Source organism: Ornithinicoccus halotolerans (genome assembly GCF_009602535.1).
Taxonomy (GTDB): domain Bacteria; phylum Actinomycetota; class Actinomycetes; order Actinomycetales; family Dermatophilaceae; genus Ornithinicoccus; species Ornithinicoccus halotolerans.
In genome coordinates, this window is sequence record NZ_WIQI01000028.1 from 1 (window position 1) to 19,968 (window position 19,968).

Here is a 19,968-nt window from a genome sequence, read left to right on the forward strand (position 1 = left end):
GGCCCGGCAGCGGCACCGGCAGCAGCGGCCGCCGCCGGCCGGTCGCGGCGAGGTAGCCGCGGAGCAGGTCCGTCATCGCGTGCACCTCCGGGCCGGCGACGTCGGGGACCAGCCCGGCCGGCGGGCCCAGCGCCAGCTCGACCAGCCGGTCGGCGACCTCGCCGGCGTCGACCGGCTGGAACCGCCAGCCGGCCGGGACCGGCACGATCGGCATCCGGGTCATGGTCCGGACCATCGCGAGCAGGGACTGGTGGAACTGGGTGGCCCGCACCGTGCTCCACGGCAGGCCCGACTCCGCCACCACGCGCTCGGCGCGGCCCTTGGCGGCGAAGTAGCCGAACAGGGCGCGGTCCACGGCGGTCTCGACGGGCAGCCGGTCGGCGCCGACGACCGAGATGAGGACCAGGTGGGGACCGCCCGCGTCGGTCGCGGCCCGCACCAGCTGCTGGGTCTTGGCCTCGTCGCCCGTGGCGGAGCCGGCGCAGTGGACGACCGTGCCGACGCCGTCGAGGGCAGCCACGACACCGCTACCGCCGGAGAGGTCACCGATGACGTGCTCGACACCGGATCCACGTCCCTCCGCAGGGGCGTGGCGACTCAGCACGCGCACGGGGCGACCGGCGCGCTGCAGCCGGTCGACGACGCGCCGGCCGAGGGTGCCGGTGCCACCGGTGACAAGGACGAGTGAGGACATCATGGCTCCTTGGTTGCAGTCAGGACCGGGGTTGCCGGTCACACCCGCGCCGTCTCGCGGGTCACCCTGTCGACACCTGAACGCGAAAGGATGTGACCGATGGACGAGCGCACCTGGCTGGAGGAGCGGTTCGGCAACCAGCGACCGCGCCTGCAGGCCGTCGCGTACCGGATCCTGGGGTCGACCCACGACGCGGAGGACGCCGTGCAGGACGCCTGGCTACGGGTGAGCCGGAGCGACACCGACGAGGTCACCAACCTCGACGCCTGGCTGACCACCGTGGTGGCCCGGGTGAGCCTGAACCTGCTGCGCTCGCGCAGCACCCGCCGCGAGCAGCCCCTGGAGGAGGCGCCGCCGGGGGCCTCGACCGGTGGACCCGCACCTGCCGGGCCGGGCACCGACCCGGAGGAGCAGGCAGTGCTGGCGGACTCGGTCGGGCTGGCGCTGCTGGTGGTGCTGGACACGCTCGCGCCCGCGGAGCGGCTGGCCTTCGTGCTGCACGACATGTTCGACCTGCCCTTCGACGAGATCGCGCCCATCGTGGACCGGTCGCCCGCGGCCGCGCGGCAGCTGGCCAGCCGTGCCCGCCGCCGGGTCCGTGGCCAGGACCGGCCGACCGGCGGCGACCTGGCGACGCAGCGCCGGGTGGTGGACGCCTACCTGGCGGCGACCCGGGACGGCGACTTCGCGGGGCTGCTGGCGCTGCTGGACCCCGACGTGGTGCTGCGCGCGGACGCGGCGGCGCTGCCGACCGGGCAGCCGGTCGTGCTCACCGGCGCAGGGGCCGTCGCGGAGGGAGCCATGGCCTCCTCCGCTCGCGCCCGCTCCGCCGAGCCGGCCCTCGTCGACGGCACAGTCGGCCTCGTCATGGCCCCTCGTGGTCAGCTGTTCCTCGCGCTGCGGTTCGGCTTCGCCGGCGACCGGATCACCGAGATCGACGTGGTGGCCGACCCGGACCGGCTGCGCAGGCTCGAGCTCGCGGTGGTGTGAGTGCGGCGGGCCGACCGGCCGGCTGCCTCAACGGTCCGCGTCGGTGGCGAAGCCGGGCCGGGCGGTCCGCTCTGCCACGTCCTCGGTCTCCTGGAAGAGGGTGATCTGCAGGTCGGCCGGCGCGTCGAGGCGGGAGTTCAGCGAGCGCCACGGCGTCATGACCGGCTCCGCGACGATCTCGGCACCCGCTGCCGCCAGCTCCTCGGTGGCCGCGGCGGAGTCGTCCACCTCGAAGGCCAGCCGGATCCGTGGGCTGGGGCGCCCGTCCGCCTCCACCTCGTCGATGAGCTCCTTGTGGCGCGGGCTGGCGATCTCGAGGGTGGCCCGTCCGGCCTCCAGGATCGCGACCCGGTCGTCCTCGCCTTCGGCGAAGGCGGCCTCCTCGGTCATCCCCAGCACGTCGCGGTAGAACCGCACCGCCTGCTCGTAGTCCTGCGCCTCGACCACTACCCGCAGCTGGCGCACCCGCTGCTGCTCCTGTCCGGTCATGACGCCATCATGCCCAGCCGGGCCGACAGCCCGACCCGAGAGGTCGGACCGGAGGGTTCGGCGGTGTGGAAGGCGACACGCCGACCGGCCAGAACTTTCTCTCCTCCACACCCGGTGGACGGCATCTTTGCTGGTCACCGCCGGTCGCAGCGTGCCTGCCGAGTGTTGTCCACAGGCCTGTGCACAGCGTGTGAACAGTGCGTCCACGCGGCGTGCACAGGTCCTCCACACCGCTGTCCACAGGGCCGCTTGGGGGGCGCGGGTTCCGGGTCTAACGTGAGGCGATCACGGGCGCGGACCGGCCCCCGCGGCCCAGCCGCCGGGGCAGGACGGTACCCGCGACTGTCAGTGCTCCGTGGTGTGCTGAGGGCACCAGTGGGACTGGTGTGACCACGGTGGTCCGGTGGCGGAGACCTGCGTGGACGGCGAGACGAGAGGACAGGAGGGGCGGATGTCGCTCAGCGAGCTGGACCGCGGCACCTACCAGGATGTGCCGGACGGGCCGCCCGACGAGCGCCTGCCACCCCAGGACCTCGCGGCCGAGCAGAGCGCGCTCGGCTCGATGATGCTGTCCAAGGACGCCATCGCCGACTGCGCCGAGATCGTGCAGCCGGTCGACTTCTACCGGCCCGCGCACGAGACCATCCACGAGGCGGTGGTCGACCTCTACAGCCGGGGGGAGCCGGTCGACGCGATCACCGTCAGCGACGAGCTGAGCAAGCGGGGCGAGCTCGGCCGCATCGGCGGCACCGCCTACCTGCACCAGCTGATCGCCTCGGTCCCCACGGCGGCCAACGCGAGCTACTACGCCCGGATCGTGGCCGAGCGCGCGGTGCTGCGCCGGCTGGTGGAGGCCGGGACCCGCATCGTGCAGATGGGCTATGCCCAGGGGGCCGGTGACGTCGAGGACATCGTCAACCTGGCCCAGGCGGAGGTCTACGGCGTCGCCGACAAGCGGGGCGGGGAGGACTACACCATCCTCGGCGAGCTGCTCGAGCCGACGATGGACGAGATCGAGCACGCCGCGGGCACGGCGGGCGAGATGATCGGCGTGCCGACCGGCTTCACCGACCTCGACGAGCTGACCAACGGGCTGCACCCCGGCCAGATGGTGATCGTCGCGGCCCGGCCGGCGATGGGCAAGGCGCTCGCCCTGGACACGCCCCTGCCTACCCCGACTGGCTGGACCACGATGGGCGAGGTCCGCGTCGGCGACCAACTGCTCGGTGCGGACGGGCGTCCCACCACCGTCACGGCCGCGACTGACATCCTGCAGGACCGCCCGTGCTATGAGGTGCACTTCTCGGACGGGTCCGTCCTGGTGGCCGACGAGGAGCACCAGTGGGCACTCGGCGTGGACGGAGCAGCGCCACAGGTGCTGACCACCGAGCAGGCGCGGCGCCGACTAGCCGAGGGTGCCGTCCTCGACGTCATCGACCGACGCCGCTTTCCCAGCACCTGGAAGGTCGAGGCCATCGCGCCGACCGCCTCCGTCCCGGTGCGTTGCGTCGAGGTGGACAGCATCGACCACCTGTACCTCGCCGGCCGGTCCATGATCCCCACCCACAACTCGACGTTCGCGCTGGACATCGCGCGCTCGGCGGCGATCAAGAACAACCTGCCGACGGTCATCTTCTCGCTGGAGATGAGCCGCACCGAGATCACGATGCGGCTGCTGTCCGCCGAGGCCTCGATCGCGCTGCAGCACATGCGCAAGGGCTCGCTGCGCGACTCCGACTGGACCAAGATCGCCGAGACCCAGGGTCGCGTCCACGGGGCGCCGCTGTTCATCGACGACAGCCCGAACATGTCGCTGATGGAGATCCGGGCCAAGTGCCGCCGGCTCAAGCAGCGCCACAACCTCAAGCTGGTGGTGGTCGACTACCTGCAGCTGATGAGCTCTGGCAAGCGGGTCGAGTCGCGTCAGCAGGAGGTGTCGGAGTTCTCCCGTGCCTTGAAGCTGCTCGCCAAGGAGCTCGAGGTGCCCGTCATCGCGCTCTCGCAGCTTAACCGTGGGCCGGAGCAGCGGACCGACAAGAAGCCGCAGATGAGCGACCTGCGGGAGTCGGGGTCGATCGAGCAGGATGCCGACGTCGTGATCCTGCTGCACCGGGAGTCCATGTACGAGCGCGAGTCACCCCGCGAGGGGGAGGCCGACGTCATCGTGGCCAAGCACCGCAACGGCCCGACGGACACCATCGTGGTGGCCTTCCAGGGGCACTACAGTCGCTTCACCAACATGGCGAACAACTTCTGAGTCTCCGTAGGCCCGGACGACGGCCCTCGAGCGTCACCGTCGCGCGGCACGGACTGGCAGCGCGACCCTGAGAACGGTCCCTTCCGGCCCCGACCGGATAGTGATCTGTCCGCCGTGGCGGTCGACGACGATGCGGTGGGCGATGTCCAGGCCCAGGCCGGTCCCTTTGCCGACGTCCTTGGTCGTGTAGAACGCCTCGAACGCGCGAGCGGCCACCTGCGGCGTCATCCCGGGCCCGGTGTCGCCGACCTCCACCACCACCGTGTCACCCTCGGGCATCACCCGGAGGTGCAGCGTCCCGGCGCCGTCCATGGCGTCGACGGCGTTGTCGATGAGGTTGGTCCAGACCTGGTTCAGCTCCCCGGGGAAGGCCTCGATCTGCGGGGTGTCCTGCGCGTAGCTGCGGACCAGGGTGACGCCCTGGCGCAGCTTCTGGCCGAGCATCACCAGGGTGCTCTCCAGACCGTCCGTCACGTCGATCCGCTGCATCGACCCCCGGTCCATCTGCGAGTAGGACTTCACCGCGGCGACGAGGTCGCTCACCCGGCCGGTCGACTCCCGGATCTGCCCCAGCAGCGAGGTCACCGACAGCGTGCTGGCCACCCACTCCAGGCCCGGCTCGAGGTCGCCCCCGTGCAGCACCGCTGCGGCCCGCTCACACCAGTCGAGGTCGACACCGGCCGCGGCCAACGGTGTCGCGATCGCCCAGTCCCGCTCCACGCCGTGGGCTCGCAGCCAGTCCGACAACGCCTGCTCGTGGTCGGCGAAGCCCAGCGGGTCCAGCGCCGCCGCGCGCGGCCGGATCTCCCGGCGCAGGTCGTCCAGCGCGCTGAACTGCTCGGCGGAGGTGTCCCCACCGGTCAGCCGGCCCAGCGAGCTGAGCAGGGTCTCGTGCGCCTCCTCCAGCGCCGCTACCGAGCGGGTGGCCGCTGCGGCCGGGTTGTTCAGCTCGTGCGCCAGCCCGGCAGCCAGCGTGCCGAGGGTGACCAGCGAGGCACGCTGACGGGCAGTGGCTTCGATGCTGCGGGCGGTGCCGTAGACACCCTTGATCAGGTGGCCGCCGAAGGGAAACCAGGTGTCGAACAGCCTGCGCAGCTCGGCCGACGGGACCCGGAGCACCCGGCCGGGCACCGACCCCCGGCCGGTGGCCAGGTAGATCCCGTGCTCGTCCCAGGCGCGGAAGCCGCCGGCCCAGCGCCCCGGCACGTCCAGCGCACCGACCACCGAGTCCTCCCGGCCCAGGTGCCGGACCAGCTCGATGGAGCCCTCGACCAGCACCCACCAAGAGTCCGCACGGTCGCCCTCGTGGAACAGCTCCACCCCCGGTTCGATGGCGACCCCCTCGCCGGCGTCCACGAGCTGCGCCAGCTGCTCGGTGCTGAGCCCGTCGAACAGGCTCAGTGGTCGCAGCTCCTCGGCGCGCATCAGATGGTCGCCAGGTAGCGGTGGACCAGGTAGACCGACATCGCGCCCTCGCCGACGGCGGAGGCCACCCGCTTCATCGAGTTGAGCCGGACGTCTCCGGCGGCGAAGACACCGGGGACACTGGTCTCCAGGGCGAACGGCGCGCGCGGTAGCGGCCAGGGTCCGCGCCCGTCCGGCCCGGCACCCAGCAGGTCCGGACCGGTGAGCACGAAGCCCTTGTCGTCACGCACCGGCCCGGTGCCGAGCCAGTCGGTGCGCGGCGAGGCCCCGATGAACACGAAGAGCCAGCTGGTGGCGACCTCCTCGGTGTCCCCGCTGTCCCGGTCCGTCAGCGTGAGCCCCTCCAGGTGCCCGTCCCCGTGGCACCGGCTGACCTCGCACCGGAACCGCACGGTGATGTTCTCGGCGCGCTCGATCCGCTCGATCAGGTAGGTCGACATGCTGTCGGCCAGCGTCGCTGCCCGGACGACCAACACCACCCTGGCGGCGAACCGGGCCAGGTTCAGCACCGCCTGGCCTGCCGAGTTGGCCGCACCGACGACGTACACGTCCTCGCCCTGGCACTGCCCCGCCTCGCTCGCCGTGGCCCCGTAGTAGACGCCCTTGCCGATGAACTCGTCCCCGCCGGCCGCCGGCAGCCTCCGGTAGGAGACGCCGGTCGCCACGATGACGGCGCGGGCCTCGATGTCACCCGAGCCGTCGAGGAGCACCGCGTGCACGGGGCCACGCTGCTGCAGGCCGGTGACCGCTCTGGCCAGGACCATCTCGGCACCGAACCGGGACACCTGGGCCACCGCGCGATGGGCGAGGTCCGACCCCGTCAGGCCCCGGGGGAAGCCCAGGTAGTTCTCGATGGCGGCGCTCTGGGCGGCTTGCCCCCCGGGCGCCTCGCTCTCGACCACCACGGTGCTCAACCCCTCGGACGAGGCGTACACGGCCGCGGCCAGGCCGGCCGGTCCGCCACCCACGATGCACACGTCGTACAGCGGCTGCTGCGCCCGGGTGCTCAGCCCGATCGCGTCCGCCAGCTCGATCGTCGACGGGCAGCGCAGGGTCGCCCCGTCGGGCACGAGAACCAGCGGGAGGTCCGTCGTGGCGGCCTGCGCCAGGCCCACCAGCCGCGCGGCCTCGGCGTCACGATCGATGTCGTACCACCGGTAGGGGACGTGGTTGCGCGCCAGGAAGGTCTTGATGTCGTGGCCGCGGTCGGACCACCGGTGCCCGACGACCCGGACGTCGGAGGTGTGGTCCGGGTGCTCGCTCCACCAGTCGGCCAGGAGCTCGTCGATGACGGGGTAGAGCCGGTCCTGCGGCGGGTCCCACGGCTTGAGCAGGTAGTGGTCGAGGCCGATGTCGTTGATCGCCTTGATGGCGACGTCGGTGTCGGCGTACGCGGTGAGCAGGAGCATCTTGGCGTCCGGCGCGTGCGTGCTCGCCTGTTCCAGCAGCTCGATGCCCGTCATGCCCGGCATCCGCTGGTCGGCCGCGATGAGCGCCACCGGCTGGTCCCGCAGCGCGAGCGTGGTCAGGACCTGCAGCGCCTGCTCCCCCGACTCGGTGCGCACGATCCGGTAGCGGTCGCCGTAGCGGGTCTGCAGGTCACGGGCGATCGCGACGGACACCATGCGGTCGTCATCGACCGACAGGATCGTGGGCTTGGTCATGGCTCCACCTTCGAACCGTCTCGTATGCCCGGCCCAAGGAGGAGGAAGCGGCGCAGAGTACCGGTTCCCGGAGCATAGCGGTGGGCAGACCCCGCCGACAGCCCTGCTCCGGTCCGGTGGGCGCGAGCCTCCCCGCCTGCCGCTGCCGGATCGGTGCTGGCCCGAGACACCGCCCCGCCCACCTCGCGCGCTATGGACCCGGCTCGAGGGCGGCGCCCATCCTGGCCGCGACGGCTGACACCGCGTCCCGCAGCTCGGGGCCGCCCTCGACGCGGAACCGGAGCGGGATTGCCGCCAGCTGCTCGCCGGCGTACATCTGCGGGTTGCTGGTGATCCCGGTCAGCACGCACCGCTGGTCGTCGATGGGCTCCAGGCGGCCCATCCAGGGCCGCACGTAGCGCGCGCTGGCGCATGACCGCGGCCGGCCTGCCGACGTGCTCGCGATGCAGCGGCGAACCGCCCGCTCGGTCACCTGCAGCCGGGTCGCGAGCTCACCGTCGGTGATGCCTGGGCTGCGGTTCGTCCAGAACCACTTCTACAGTCAGCGCATGGACATGGTGCTGATCGGTGGGCTGTGGCTGGACGCGACGGTGTGGGAGGACGTGACAGGACATCTGGCGGAGCGGGGGCACCGTGCCGTGCCGGTCACGCTGCCGGGGCAGGGGGACGGCAACGGGGCCGCGACGCTGGCCGACCAGGTGGCCGCCGTCGTCGCGGCGGTGGACGCGGCCGCCGGTCGCCCGATGGTGGTCGGGCACTCCGCGGCGGCCGGGCTGGCGTGGCTGGCCGCCGACGCCCGGCCGGAGAAGGTCGCGACGGTCACCATGATCGGGGGGTTCCCGGCCGCCGACGGCACGGCCTACGCCGACTTCTTCCCGATCCGGGATGGCGCGATGCCCTTCCCCGGCTGGGAGCCGTTCGAGGGCCCCGACTCGGCCGACCTCGACGAGGCCGCCAAGGAGAGCCTCGGCTCCCGCGCGGTCCCGGTGCCCGAGCGCGTGGCCACAGGCGTGGTCCGGCTCGGCGACGAGCGCCGCTACGACGTGCCGGTGGTGCTCATCTGCCCGGAGTTCAGCCCCGCGGACGCCAGGCAGTGGATCGACGAGGGCGACGTCCCGGAGCTGGCCCGGGCCAGGCAGGTCTCGTTGGTCGACATCGACTCCGGCCACTGGCCGATGATCACCGCCCCCGCCGAGCTGGCTCGGCTGCTGGCCGAGGCCGCCGACGAGGCCTGAGGGGGAGGCGATGCCCTACACGGTCCGCCCGCTCGAGGCCGCCACCTGGGACGTCTTCGCCGAGCTGGTCGAGCGCAACAACGGGATCTTCGGCGGTTGCTGGTGCATCGGCTTCCACCCCGAGCGCGGGCAGCCGGGCGTGGACCACCGGGCCACGAAGGAGGATCGCGTCCGCACCGACCGTGCCCACGCCGCGCTGGTGCTTGACGACGCCGGACTCGCGCAGGGCTGGTGCCAGTACGGCAGTCCCGCGGAGCTGCCGAAGATCAAGCACCGCCGCGGCTACGAGCAGGACGCCCCGCCGCGGCCGGACTGGCGGATCACCTGCTTCTACGTGGACAAGCAGCACCGCGGGCAGGGCATCGCGCGGGCGGCGCTGGAGGGGGCGCTCGACCAGATCGCCCACCGGGGTGGCGGGCTCGTCGAGGCCATCCCCGAGGTGACCGCGGGCAGACAGGCGCAGGGCCGGTTCCTGTACACCGCCACGGTCGAGCTGTTCGAGGAGTACGGCTTCGCCCGGGTCCGGCAGGTCGGCAAGCACGCCTGGATCGTGAACCGGGTGGTCGCCGCGCCGCCGTGAGCCGGCGCGGGTCGACCGAGGCATTTATGACATCCTTGTTGTCATGTCGGAGGATCGTGGCCAGGCCGTCTACGCGCTGCTGCGGCACGTGCGCCCGGTCGTGCTGGGCTCCGCGCGAGTGGTGGAGACAGGGGTGCGCGCGGTCGGCTGGACGGTGGGCAGCCGCGCGGTCGTCGAGGTGCTCTACGAGGACGGGCCGGCGACCGTGCCGCAGGTGGCGACCCGGCTCGATCTGCCCCGCCAGGGCGTGCAGCGTCACGTCGACGACCTCCTCGAGCTCGGGCACGTGGCGACGCAGCCGAACCCGCGCCACCGCCGCTCGCACCTCGTCACCGTCACCGAGGCCGGCCGGGAGACGTTCGGCCGGCTCCGGGAGCGCGAGCTGAGGCAGCTGCGACAGCTGGCGCCCGACTGCACCGACGGGGACATCGCGACCGCCACGGCCGTGCTGGCGGCCCTGCACCGCGACATCCGCGCCCGAGGGAGCGCGCGGCTACCGAGGGAGGAGCGGTGAGCACCGAGCGCATCCACGCCTGGACCGAGCAGAACCGGCTGCTGGCCGCCGACGTGCTGGACGGCCTGCGGCCCGACCAGTGGGCGGCGGGCACGTTGTGCGCCGGCTGGACGGTGCGGCACCTGGCGGCCCACCTCGTGCAGCCGATGCTGGTGGGCTTCGGGCGGTTCTTCGTCACCGCGCTCCGCTACCGCGGGGACACCGACGCCACCGTCGACCACCTCACCCGGCTGCTGGCCCGCCACCGGCCGGCAGAGCTGGTGGCCCTGCTGCGGCAGCACGCGGCCGACCGGCTGAACCCACCGCGCGTCGGTCCGATCGGCCCGTTCAGCGACACCTGCCTGCACCTGCGCGACATCGCCCGGCCGCTCGGGCTCGACGCCGACGTCCCACCGGAGCACTGGGTGGCGGTGCTGGACTACCTCAGCTCCCCGCGGGTCGTCCCGGCGCTCGTGCCCCGCGGGCGCCTGGCCGGCATCGCGCTGCGCGCCACGGACGCCGACTGGCGCCACGGCACCGGCGCGGAGGCCAGCGGCCCGCTGGAGGCGCTGGCCATGGCCGCCACGGGGCGCGGCGCCGCGCTAGACGACCTGAGCGGGCCCGGGGCGAAGCTGCTCCGGCGACGGCTGTGACGGGCGGCTGGAGTGACGCCCGCGGGCTACGTTGGGCCCATGCGTCCACTGTCGGTGCCCCACGTCGACGCGCTCGACCTGTTCCGCTCCCAGCTACGGGACTTCGTCGCGGCCGTCGACGAGCTGGGTGACCAGGAGCTGCTCGGCGGCTCACGCTGCTACGGGTGGAGCCGTCTCGACCTGGTCGTGCACGTGCGGATGGGACTGGAGGAGGTGGTCGGCGGGTGCACGGCGCAGACCGGTCGGGCCCCCGACCACGACGCGGCCTCCTACTGGTCGGCCTCCGTGGAGCGCGACGACGACCCGGTCCCGCACATCCTGTGGCTGCGGCGCACGGCCTCGGCCTACGGGCGGCCGTCAGCCGCGGTGCGGCACCTGCACGACGTCGCGGCCAGACTCGCCCCCGCCCTGGACCGGCTTCCGGAGGAGCCGGTCGCCTTCCAGGGCACGGTGATGACCAGCGGGGACTTCCTGGCCAGTTGGGTCGTGGAGCTCACGGTTCACCAGCTCGACCTCGATCTCGACCCCGGTTCGCCCTCACCCGGCCCGGAGGCGCTGGCACTGACCCGGCGGACTGTCGAGGCGATCGCCGACCAGGACCTGCCAGCAGCACTCGACGACCGGACGGGTGTGCTGGTCGGCCTCGGCCGCACCACGCCACCGCCCGGCGTCGAGCTCCCCCGTCCCGCCTACCCGGTGACGGCCCGCTGACGCGCCGCCGCCCAGCGCGGCCGGCCGGCTGCCTCACTGCTGCGGGATGGGGACGGCGTGCCCGGTGACGAGGACGTGCGCGTCGTCCGGCCGGACATCGACCCACAGCTCGCTGCGCCGACCCATGTCCTCGCCCTGCACGACGAGCAGCCGCCGCGGCTCCGGCACGAGCCCGAGCTCGCGCAGGTAGCCGCCCAGCGCGGCCGCGGCCGCACCCGTGGCCGGGTCCTCGACGACGCCACCGACGGGAAACGGGTTCCGGGAGTGGAAGACCTCCTCGTCCTGCGCCCAGAGCAGCTGCACGGTGGTCCAGCCGCGCCCGGTCATCAGGTGCTGCAGCGCCGTGAAGTCGTAGTCCAGGCGCGCGAGCCGCTCGCGGCTGCGGGCGACCAGCACCAGGTGGTCGTTGCCCGCGGACGCGACGTGCGGCGGCCAGGCGTCAGCCAGGTCCGCCGCTGGCCACCGCAGCGCAGCCAGCGCCTGCTCCAGCTCCTCGGAGGTCGCCGGCCGGCTGCGGGTGGCGACGCTGCGCATGCTGGCCCGGATCCGGTCACCGTCCGCAGCGGTCACCACGGCGACCTCCCCAGCGGGGGTGTCGAACACCAGGTCACCGGTGCCCAGGCGCTCCGCCAGCGCGACCGCCGTCGCGATCGTCGCGTGACCGCAGAAGGCCACCTCAGCGCGGGGGCTGAAGAACCGCAGCGCGAACCGCCGGTCACCGGCGGACCTGGCGAACGCCGTCTCGGAGTAGCCGATCTCGGCGGCGATCGCCTGCATGCGGGTGTCGTGGAGGCCCTGCGCATCGAGGACGACGCCCGCCGGGTTGCCCCGGGCGGGATCGGTGGTGAAGGCGGCATAGCGGTGGACCTCGGCCATGGGCACCACCTTGACGCACCGGACACCCTGCCGCCCGGCCACCGCGTGGGTAGCCTCGACCGGTGACCTCGCCCCTGCAGCGCCCGGCCGAGGAGCGGGAGCACCTCGCGGAGTGGCTGCTCGACCGGCTCACGCCGATGATGAGCGGGCTCGGCATCATCTTCGTGCTGGTGGTCCTCGGGGAGCAGCTCAGCAGCCCGGGGAGCGCGGCGTCGACCGCGCTCACCGTCGTCGGGTGGGCGCTGTGGGTGGTGTTCGTGGCGGAGTTCGTGGCGCGCCTGGTCCTCGCGCCGAGCACCAGCCGGTTCCTCCGCCGGAACTGGTGGCAGCTGATCTTCATCCTGCTGCCCGTGCTGCGGGTGCTCCGGCTGGTCCGGGCGCTGCGCGTGCTGCGCGGCGGCCGCGTGCTGTCCGGTGCGATCCGGGGCTCCCGGTCGAGCGCCTCGGTGCTGCGGGGGCGGCTCGGCTGGCTGGCCTCGCTGTGGGTGATCGTGGTGCTGGCCGTCAGCCAGCTGCTGCACACGTTCGCGGCCTTCGACAGCTATGCGGCGTCGCTGCACGCGACCGCCCTGGGGGCGATGACCGGCGAGCCGCTGCCGGCCGAGGGCGGTGTCGCGCGGGTCACCGAGGTGCTCCTGGCGGCCGTGTCCGTCGGGCTGTTCGGCACGCTCGCCGCGTCGTTGGGCGCCTACTTCCTGGACTCCAGCCGGACCGAGCAGGGCACCTAGACAGCGCTGACTTGCCCGCTGACCAGCACCGGAAGAATTTTTCTGCCCCCGGGAACAGTCGCCGCCACACCGCCGTTTAGCACTCTAGAGGCGCGAGTGCCAGCCACTCAGCCTCCCCACAACAGCACACCAGCAGACCAGCCTCAGCGTTGAAGGAGGAGTCACCATGAACACCCGTCTCGACCCGTTCCGGGAGATGGACCGCTTCTTCATGGACGCGTTCCGCGCCCCGAGCGCGGCGCCGATGCCGATGGACCTGTACCGGGCCGGTGAGGAGTTCGTCGCCCGGATCGACCTGCCCGGTGTTGACCCGAGCAGCATCGACATCGACGTCGAGGACCGCACCCTGACCATCCGCGCCGAGCGTCGCGACGAGGTGGCCGAGGGCGCCCAGTGGCTCTCCCACGAGCGTCCTGCCGGCACCTTCGCCCGCCAGCTGACGCTGGGTCACGGCGTCGCGATGGACCAGATCGCGGCCGACTACAGTGACGGCGTGCTGACGCTGACCATCCCGATGGCCGAGGAGGCCAAGCCGCGCAAGATCAGCGTCAACCACGAGTCGAACGACGGCGGCCGCCGCGCCCTGGCCGGCAGTGCCGCTGAGTGACCGAGCCGTCACCGGACCCCGCGCCGGTGCCCGGTGATCCCGGGCACCGGCGCGAGATCCTCCGGCTCGCGGTTCCCGCCTTCCTGGCCCTGGTCGCCGAGCCGCTCTTCCTGCTGGCCGACAGCGCGATCGTCGGTCATCTCGGCACCGCCCCGCTGGCCGGGCTCGGTGTCGCCTCCGCGGTCCTGCTGACCGCGGTCAACCTCTTCGTCTTCCTCGCCTACGGCACGACCGCCGTCGTGGCCCGGCGCCTGGGCGCCGCCGACCACCGCGGGGCCCTGGCCGCCGGCATCGACGGCACCTGGCTGGCCGTGCTGCTGGGCGTCGCTGCCGCCGCCTTCCTGGCGCTGGCCACCCCGTGGCTGGTCGCCGCCTTCGGCGCCAGTCCTGACGCGGCCGCCGAGGCGAGCAGCTACCTGCGGGTCTCTGCCCTGGGCGTCCCGCCGATGCTCGTGGTGCTCGCCACCACCGGTGTGCTCCGGGGTCTGCAGGACACCCGCACCCCGCTGGTGGTCTCGGTCGCCGGTTTCACGGCCAACGCGCTGCTCTCGCTGCTGCTGGTCCACGTGGTGGGGCTCGGGATCGCCGGGGCCGCCTGGGGGACCGTCATCGCGCAGACCGCCATGGCCGCCGCGCTCGGCACCGTCCTGGTGCGCGGCGCCCGCCGCGAGTCGGCCCCGATGACACCGCATCCCGCCGGGGTGCTGCGAGCAGCGGCCGACGGCGTCCCGTTGCTGGTGCGCACCCTCAGCCTCCGCGCGGTGCTGCTGGTGACCACCTGGTACGCCGCCGGGCTCGGTGAGGCGGAGCTGGCGGCGCACCAGGTCGCCATGACGGTATGGACCTCGCTCACCTTCGCCCTCGACGCCCTCGCGATCGCCGGGCAGGCACTCACCGGGAAGTCCCTCGGCGCGGGTGACCGGGCCGCTACCCGGGAGGCGACCTCGACCATGGTGCGCTGGGGGGTGTGGTTCGGCGCCGCGCTCGGAGTCCTCGTCGCCGCGGGCCACCAGCTGATCCCGCTGGGCTTCTCCGCCGACCCGCAGGTGCGCGCCGCGCTGGCAGCCGCCCTGCTGGTGGTGGCCGTCGGCCAGCCGGTCTCGGGAATCGCCTTCGTGCTGGACGGCGTGCTCATCGGCGCCGGCGACGCCCGCTGGCTCGCGGTGGCGCAGACCCTGTTCCTGCTCGCCTACCTGCCCATGGTGGGGCTGCTGCTGCTGGTGGGCCTCGACGGCGTCACCGGCCTGGTCTGGCTGTGGGTCGCCTTCACCGCCTTCATGGTCGTGCGTGCGCTCGGGCTGCAGCTGCGGGCCCGCAGCGAGCGCTGGATGGTCACCGGCGCGGTCCGCTGAGAGGTGCGGTCGGCCGGACGCCCGGAGGCGCGCCGGTCCTTGCGTCCGGGGCCCCCGCGGGGGACGATCAGCCATCGACCGAAGGCGAAGGGGGCGACCGCATGGGGCCAGTCGTGGCGGATCCACGGACAGCCACCGGCGTGGCGGTGCCCGGCATCGAGACGGTGAGGCCGGTGGTGGTCCTGATGACCGGCTACCGGGGCGGCGGCCGGCGAGGGGGCCGCTGGTGGCGTTGATCGAGACCGAGGGGCTGACCAAGCGCTTCGGCTCCGTGACCGCCCTCGAAGGACTGACCCTCGAGGTGGCCCCGGGTGTCACGGGTCTGGTCGGCGCCAACGGTGCCGGCAAGTCGACCCTGCTGAAGATCCTGCTCGGTCTTCTCCCCGCCACCCAGGGCACCGCCAGCGTCCTCGACCTCGACGTGGCCACCCAGGGACCGGCGATCCGCGAACGCGTCGGGTACATGCCCGAGCACGACTGCCTGCCCCCGGATGTGTCAGCGACCGAGTTCGTCGTCCACATGGCCCGGATGTCCGGACTACCGACCACCGCCGCCCGCGAGCGCACCGCCGACACGCTGCGGCACGTGGGTCTGGACGAGGAGCGGTACCGACCGATGGGGGGCTACTCCACCGGCATGCGGCAACGGGTCAAGCTCGCGCAGGCCCTGGTCCACGACCCGAGCCTGGTGCTGCTGGACGAACCGACCAACGGGCTGGACCCGGTCGGACGCGACGACATGCTCCGGCTGATCGGTCGGATCGGCACCGAGTTCGGCATCTCGGTCATCGTCACCTCTCACCTGCTCGGCGAGCTGGAACGGGTCTGCGACGGCATCGTGGTGATCGACGGCGGACGGCTGACCCGGCACTCCACCACCGCCTCGGTCACCGAGCAGACCGCGGTGGTGACCGTCGAGGTGGATGGTGACCAGACCGAGCTGCTGGAGCGGCTGCGCCGCGCCACTGTTCCGGTGCACAGCGAGGGACGGCTGCTGCACGTCGACGTCAGTGACCCTGCCGCCTACGACAGCGTGCGTGACGCCGTCGCGGCGCTGGGCCTGGGCCTGGTGCGTATGGAACGCCAACGCCACCGGATGACCGAGATGTTCACCGGGACTCCCACCGCGCCGGAGGACGCGCATGTCTGAGCCGACCCCGGCCGCGCACACCGGCGCCATCCATGACATCGGGTACCGCCGCTACGACGGCCGGCGCCTGGGCGCCGCCTACATCCGGCGTTCGCTGTTCGTCGACACCCTCCGTGGCGGCTACGGGCTGGGCCGGTCCGCGCGATCGAAGATCATGCCGTTCCTGCTGCTGGGGATGATGGTGCTGCCGGCGGTGGTGATGGGCATCGTGACCGGCTACTTCCAGGCCCCGTCGCTGCCGGTCCAATACACCGAGTACGTGATCCTGCTGCAGATCGCCGTCACCATCTTCCTCGGCTCGCAGTCGCCCGCGGTGATGTCGCGAGATCTCCGGTTCCGCGTCGCGCCGCTGTACTTCTCGCGCCCGTTGAGCCGCCAGCAGTACGTCCAGGCGAAGTACGCCGGCATGGCGGCCGCGCTGCTCATCCTCATGGGGTTGCCCATCACGCTGCTGCTCGCAGGCGCGCTGCTGGCCGAGCTGCCTCTCAGCGACCAGCTGCCCGACTACCTCCGGGCGATGGCTGGGGCGGTGCTCTACGCGGTTGTCCTGGCCGGCATCGGCCTCCTGGTGGCCGCGATGACACCGCGGCGCGGGCTGGGCGTGGCCGCGGTGGTCGGCGTCCTGCTGGTGCTGTCCGGCCTGCAGATCGCGGTGGGCGAGATGGCCTTCGAGTTCGGCAACACCACGTTCCTCGGCTACACCGGCCTCATCTCCCCGTACACGCTGGTGGACGGGGTCGTCACCGGTGCCCTCGGTGCCGAGCCCTCGGTCGGCCAGGGGCCACCCGGGGTCACGGGCACCGCCGTGTTCGTGGCCGTCACGGTGCTGATCGTCCTCGGCTGCTACGGCGCGCTCGTGGCCCGGTACCGGAAGGCTCTCTCGTGAGCACCGTGGCGCTGGAGCAGGTCTCTCGCTGGTTCGGCAACGTCGTCGCGGTCAACGACGTCACCATGCACATCGGCCCTGGTGTCACCGGCCTGCTCGGGCCCAACGGGGCCGGGAAGTCGACGCTGATCAACATGATGGCCGGCTTCCTCGCGCCCTCCGCCGGCAGCGTCACGCTCGACGGGCGGCCCCTGTACCGCGACCAGGAGATCTACCGGGAGGTCGGCCTGGTCCCGGAGCGGGAGGAGATGTACGACGCGGTCACCGGGTGGCAGTTCGTGCTCGCCAACGCCAAGCTGCACAAGCTGCCCGACCCGGCCGCGGCCGCGCGACGGGCGATCGGCACCGTCGACATGGCTGCCGCGCAGGACCGCGACATCCGCACCTACTCCAAGGGCATGAAGCAGCGGATCAAGATGGCCACGGCGATCGTGCACGACCCGGCCGTGCTGCTGCTCGACGAGCCGTTCAACGGGATGGACCCGCGCCAGCGGCTCCACCTGATGGACCTCCTCCACGACCTCGGCGACCAGGGCCGCACCATCCTGTTCAGCTCGCACATCCTGGAGGAGGTCGAACAGATCGCCGGTCGCATCGAGGTGATGGTCTCCGGCCGGCACGCCGCGTCCGGCGACTTCCGCCGGATCCGGCGCCTGATGACCCAGCGGCCCCACCAGTACACGATCCGCTCCAGCGACGACCGGGCGCTCGCCTCGGCGGTGATCGCCGAGCAGAGTGCCTCCGGCGTCGAGCTGGTCACCGACAAGCTGGGCTCCAGCACCGTGCACGTGCAGGCCACTGACTTCTCCGCGTTCGTCCACGCACTCCCGCAGCTGGCGTCCCGGCACGGCATCCGGCTCCTGGAGGTACGGCCCGCCGACGAGTCCCTCGAGAGCGTGTTCTCCTACCTGGTGGCCCGATGAACGCGACCGTGGCGGCCCTGACCAGCCGCAGCCTCCTCGGGCGCAAGCGCACCCTGGTGCTGCTGCTCCTGCCGGCCGCGCTGCTCGGGCTGTGCACCCTGGCCCGCGTGCTCGCCGGCCTCGACCCCGACATCGAGCAGGCGCTCAACGGCCCGCTGGCGGCCAACCTCCTGACCGCGTTCGGCATCGCGATCCTGATGCCCCTGCTCGGACTCATCGCCGGTACCGGTGCGATCGGCCCGGAGATCGACGAGGGGTCGATCGTCTACCTGCTGGCGAAACCCCTGAACCGCTACTCGATCGCGATCACCAAGCTGGTCGTGGCGATCGGGGTGGTCGTGCTCTTCGGAGCACTGCCGATCACCGTGGCCGGTGTCGTGCTCACCGGCGAGCTGGGCACCGTGACCCTCGGCTACGGCGTGGGCGCCCTGGCCGCCGGCTGCGCCTACTCCGCCGTGTTCCTGGCCCTCGCCGTGGTGACCCGGAACGCCGTCGTGATCGGTCTCATCTACGCACTCATCTGGGAATCCCTGGTCGGGGGTGTGGTCCCCGGCGCGCAGACGCTGAGCATCCAGCAGTGGTCGATGGCGGTCGTGCAGGAGCTGCTCGGCGACACCGCCCAACGGCTCAGCGTGGAGGCCGCCGTCGGCTTCGGCACCGGGCTGGCCCTGCTCACCCTCGTCACCGTCACCGCGGCCGCCTACGCCGGCAACCGGCTGCAGACCCTTCCCCTGCACGACAACAGCTGAGCCGCCTCCCGTCGGGCCTCCACGACGTGACGACGGCAGCCACCACTGGATGGTGGTCGTGACGACGGGTCATCGGGAGGGGCGAGCCCTCAGCGGGAGTCACCTGACAGGTGGTCGGTGAGGGCGTCCCACTGGTCGGTGGCGGCAAAGCCGGTGCCCCTCAGACGCCCCAGATCGAGCACGCTGGTCGCGGGGCGGGGGGCCAACGGCCGGCCGGCCCCAGCGGCGTACTCCTGGGTGGTGACGGGCGTGACGTCGGCGGGATCGCGTCCCGTGGCCTGGAAGACTGCGCGGGCGACGTCGTACCAGGTGCCGGGCTCCCCGCTGTTGGTCACGTTGACGGTGCCGCGGGTCGAGGGGTCTGCCAGCAGGTGGGCGGTGGCCTGCGCGAGGGTGTCGGCGAAGGTGAGACGCCCCTGCTGGTCATTGACGACGGCCGGGGAGACGCCGCGTTCGGCCAACCGCCGCATCGTGGCCACGAAGTTGTGCCCTTCGCCGACCACCCAGGAGGTGCGCAGCAGCAGGTGGCGCGGCAGCGTGCTGACGGCCGCGTCCCCGGCGGCCTTGGAGGCTCCGTAGACGCTCACCGGACAGGGCAGGTCGCTCTCCAGATAGGCGGCCTCCGGCCCGCTGCCTCCGGTCCCGTCGAAGACGTAGTCGGTGGAGTAGTGGACCAACCGCGCCCCGTGCCGCTGGGCGGCGGCGGCCAGCGCAGCGACGCTGGTGGCGTTGACGGCGAAGGCGGTCCGGCGTCCGTCGGCGGTCTCCGCGTCGTCGACGGCCGTGAACGCTGCCGCGTTGAGGACGGTGTCCACGTCGGTCAGGTCGAGGTCCCTCACGGCGCTCGGGTCGGCGAGGTCAAGGTCGTGCCTGCTCAGGACGCGCGCCCTGGGGTAGACCGTCCGCAACGCCTTGCCCAGCTGTCCGCTCCCTCCCAGCAGGAGGACCCGGCGGGCCGTGACAGGGTCGAGGTCGGCCAGCTGAGGGTGACCCCTGTCCTTGTCCGAGATGACCGCCTCCGACAGTGGCACCGGCCACGGCACCGCGGCCGTCGGGTCGGCGAGGTTGAGGTGGGTGTACTGGGCATCGGGGGACCAGTGGGCGTTCACCAGGTAGGAGTAGACCGTGTCCGGTGCCAGGGTCTGGTAGGAGTTGCCCACGCCGCGCGGCACGAAGACCGCCGTGTGCTCGTCGAGCTCCTGGGTGTGCACCTGGCCGAAGGTCTCCCCGTCCCGCAGGTCCACCCAGGCCCCGAAGGCGCGGCCGGCGACGACGGAGACGAACTTGTCCCATGGCTCGGCGTGGATACCGCGGGTGACGCCGCGCTCGCGGTTGTAGGCGACCGAGTGCTGCACGGGGCCGAAGTCCGGCAGCCCGAGGGTTGTCATCTTGGCCCGCTGCCAGTTCTCCCGGAACCAGCCACGGACGTCCCCGTGGACCGGCATCCGCACCACCAACAGGCCAGGGATCGCGGTCGGGCTGACCTGCAGCTCCTGGCTCATAGCC

The 19,968-nt window shown here is 72.6% G+C and carries 21 protein-coding genes; 14 read left to right on the forward strand and 7 right to left on the reverse strand.

Features of this window, described 5'->3' with window-relative positions:
• On the reverse strand, positions 1 to 694 hold a 694-nt coding region (locus GFJ45_RS07225; RefSeq protein WP_153395651.1), incomplete at its 3' end, for an SDR family oxidoreductase.
• Positions 695 to 793: 99 nt separating this feature from the next.
• Between GFJ45_RS07225 and GFJ45_RS07230 the strand changes: the two genes are divergently transcribed.
• Positions 794 to 1,684: a sigma-70 family RNA polymerase sigma factor gene (locus tag GFJ45_RS07230; RefSeq protein ID WP_153395653.1), complete on the forward strand. Its 891-nt coding sequence runs from the start codon at positions 794 to 796 to the stop codon at positions 1,682 to 1,684.
• A 27-nt stretch (positions 1,685 to 1,711) separates the two neighbouring features.
• Here the strand turns inward: GFJ45_RS07230 and GFJ45_RS07235 are convergent, their stop codons facing one another.
• Entirely contained in the window at positions 1,712 to 2,173 is a 462-nt protein-coding gene (locus GFJ45_RS07235) for a VOC family protein (protein WP_153395655.1), read from the reverse strand.
• Positions 2,174 to 2,624: 451 nt separating this feature from the next.
• Between GFJ45_RS07235 and dnaB the strand changes: the two genes are divergently transcribed.
• On the forward strand, positions 2,625 to 4,430 hold the full coding sequence (gene dnaB / locus GFJ45_RS07240) for a replicative DNA helicase (protein ID WP_153395657.1): 1,806 nt from the start codon (positions 2,625 to 2,627) through the stop codon (positions 4,428 to 4,430).
• Between the two features lie 33 nt (positions 4,431 to 4,463).
• Here the strand turns inward: dnaB and GFJ45_RS07245 are convergent, their stop codons facing one another.
• The 3 genes from GFJ45_RS07245 to GFJ45_RS07255 form a co-directional block, all read right to left on the reverse strand.
• Entirely contained in the window at positions 4,464 to 5,855 is a 1,392-nt protein-coding gene (locus GFJ45_RS07245; RefSeq protein WP_153395660.1) for an ATP-binding protein, read from the reverse strand.
• Positions 5,855 to 7,519 carry an FAD-dependent oxidoreductase gene (locus GFJ45_RS07250; protein WP_153395662.1) on the reverse strand — a complete coding sequence of 555 codons (1,665 nt, stop codon included), beginning with the start codon at positions 7,517 to 7,519 and terminating at the stop codon, positions 5,855 to 5,857. Before GFJ45_RS07250 ends, GFJ45_RS07245 begins: the two co-directional genes overlap by 1 nt.
• 190 nt (positions 7,520 to 7,709) lie before the next feature.
• On the reverse strand, positions 7,710 to 7,901 hold the full coding sequence (locus tag GFJ45_RS07255; RefSeq protein ID WP_153395664.1) for a hypothetical protein: 192 nt from the start codon (positions 7,899 to 7,901) through the stop codon (positions 7,710 to 7,712).
• A 61-nt stretch (positions 7,902 to 7,962) separates the two neighbouring features.
• On the opposite strand from GFJ45_RS07255, the gene GFJ45_RS07260 reads away from it, so the two are divergent.
• The 5 genes from GFJ45_RS07260 to GFJ45_RS07280 are packed head-to-tail and all read left to right on the forward strand — an operon-like array spanning position 7,963 to position 11,191.
• The gene (locus GFJ45_RS07260) at positions 7,963 to 8,754 is read left to right on the forward strand and encodes an alpha/beta fold hydrolase (RefSeq protein WP_228386644.1); all 792 of its coding nucleotides are present in this window, start codon (positions 7,963 to 7,965) and stop codon (positions 8,752 to 8,754) included.
• A 10-nt stretch (positions 8,755 to 8,764) separates the two neighbouring features.
• Positions 8,765 to 9,334 (forward strand): GNAT family N-acetyltransferase, encoded by a 570-nt coding sequence (locus tag GFJ45_RS07265; RefSeq protein ID WP_153395666.1) that lies wholly within the window; start codon positions 8,765 to 8,767, stop codon positions 9,332 to 9,334.
• Positions 9,335 to 9,377: 43 nt separating this feature from the next.
• A complete protein-coding gene (locus tag GFJ45_RS07270; protein ID WP_153395668.1) occupies positions 9,378 to 9,848 on the forward strand; it encodes a MarR family winged helix-turn-helix transcriptional regulator in 471 nt (156 codons plus the stop codon).
• Complete coding sequence (locus GFJ45_RS07275; protein ID WP_153395670.1) at positions 9,845 to 10,480, forward strand: maleylpyruvate isomerase family mycothiol-dependent enzyme; 636 nt, start codon at positions 9,845 to 9,847, stop codon at positions 10,478 to 10,480. The genes GFJ45_RS07270 and GFJ45_RS07275 overlap by 4 nt, the downstream gene beginning before the upstream one ends.
• A 39-nt stretch (positions 10,481 to 10,519) precedes the next feature.
• On the forward strand, positions 10,520 to 11,191 hold the full coding sequence (locus GFJ45_RS07280; RefSeq protein WP_153395672.1) for a maleylpyruvate isomerase N-terminal domain-containing protein: 672 nt from the start codon (positions 10,520 to 10,522) through the stop codon (positions 11,189 to 11,191).
• 33 nt (positions 11,192 to 11,224) lie between these two features.
• Here GFJ45_RS07280 and GFJ45_RS07285 read toward each other — a convergent pair whose 3' ends face one another.
• Positions 11,225 to 12,067 (reverse strand): PhzF family phenazine biosynthesis protein, encoded by an 843-nt coding sequence (locus tag GFJ45_RS07285; RefSeq protein WP_153395674.1) that lies wholly within the window; start codon positions 12,065 to 12,067, stop codon positions 11,225 to 11,227.
• A 62-nt stretch (positions 12,068 to 12,129) separates the two neighbouring features.
• Here GFJ45_RS07285 and GFJ45_RS07290 point away from each other — a divergent pair, with 62 nt between their 5' ends.
• The 7 genes from GFJ45_RS07290 to GFJ45_RS07320 all read left to right on the forward strand — a co-directional run bounded on the left by GFJ45_RS07290 (position 12,130) and on the right by GFJ45_RS07320 (position 18,462).
• Positions 12,130 to 12,795 carry a hypothetical protein gene (locus GFJ45_RS07290; RefSeq protein ID WP_153395676.1) on the forward strand — a complete coding sequence of 222 codons (666 nt, stop codon included), beginning with the start codon at positions 12,130 to 12,132 and terminating at the stop codon, positions 12,793 to 12,795.
• Between the two features lie 166 nt (positions 12,796 to 12,961).
• Positions 12,962 to 13,402 carry an Hsp20/alpha crystallin family protein gene (locus GFJ45_RS07295; RefSeq protein ID WP_153395678.1) on the forward strand — a complete coding sequence of 147 codons (441 nt, stop codon included), beginning with the start codon at positions 12,962 to 12,964 and terminating at the stop codon, positions 13,400 to 13,402.
• A complete protein-coding gene (locus tag GFJ45_RS07300; protein ID WP_228386646.1) occupies positions 13,399 to 14,754 on the forward strand; it encodes an MATE family efflux transporter in 1,356 nt (451 codons plus the stop codon). Before GFJ45_RS07295 ends, GFJ45_RS07300 begins: the two co-directional genes overlap by 4 nt.
• 226 nt (positions 14,755 to 14,980) lie before the next feature.
• Positions 14,981 to 15,904: an ABC transporter ATP-binding protein gene (locus tag GFJ45_RS07305; protein WP_153395680.1), complete on the forward strand. Its 924-nt coding sequence runs from the start codon at positions 14,981 to 14,983 to the stop codon at positions 15,902 to 15,904.
• Positions 15,897 to 16,790 (forward strand): ABC transporter permease, encoded by an 894-nt coding sequence (locus GFJ45_RS07310; RefSeq protein ID WP_153395682.1) that lies wholly within the window; start codon positions 15,897 to 15,899, stop codon positions 16,788 to 16,790. The genes GFJ45_RS07305 and GFJ45_RS07310 overlap by 8 nt, the downstream gene beginning before the upstream one ends.
• On the forward strand, positions 16,787 to 17,713 hold the full coding sequence (locus GFJ45_RS07315; RefSeq protein WP_153395684.1) for an ABC transporter ATP-binding protein: 927 nt from the start codon (positions 16,787 to 16,789) through the stop codon (positions 17,711 to 17,713). Before GFJ45_RS07310 ends, GFJ45_RS07315 begins: the two co-directional genes overlap by 4 nt.
• Positions 17,710 to 18,462 (forward strand): ABC transporter permease, encoded by a 753-nt coding sequence (locus tag GFJ45_RS07320; protein WP_153395686.1) that lies wholly within the window; start codon positions 17,710 to 17,712, stop codon positions 18,460 to 18,462. Before GFJ45_RS07315 ends, GFJ45_RS07320 begins: the two co-directional genes overlap by 4 nt.
• 89 nt (positions 18,463 to 18,551) lie before the next feature.
• Here GFJ45_RS07320 and GFJ45_RS07325 read toward each other — a convergent pair whose 3' ends face one another.
• Positions 18,552 to 19,964, reverse strand: coding sequence for a sugar nucleotide-binding protein (locus GFJ45_RS07325; protein ID WP_153395688.1), 1,413 nt, complete (start codon positions 19,962 to 19,964; stop codon positions 18,552 to 18,554).
• Positions 19,965 to 19,968 lie beyond the last annotated feature (4 nt).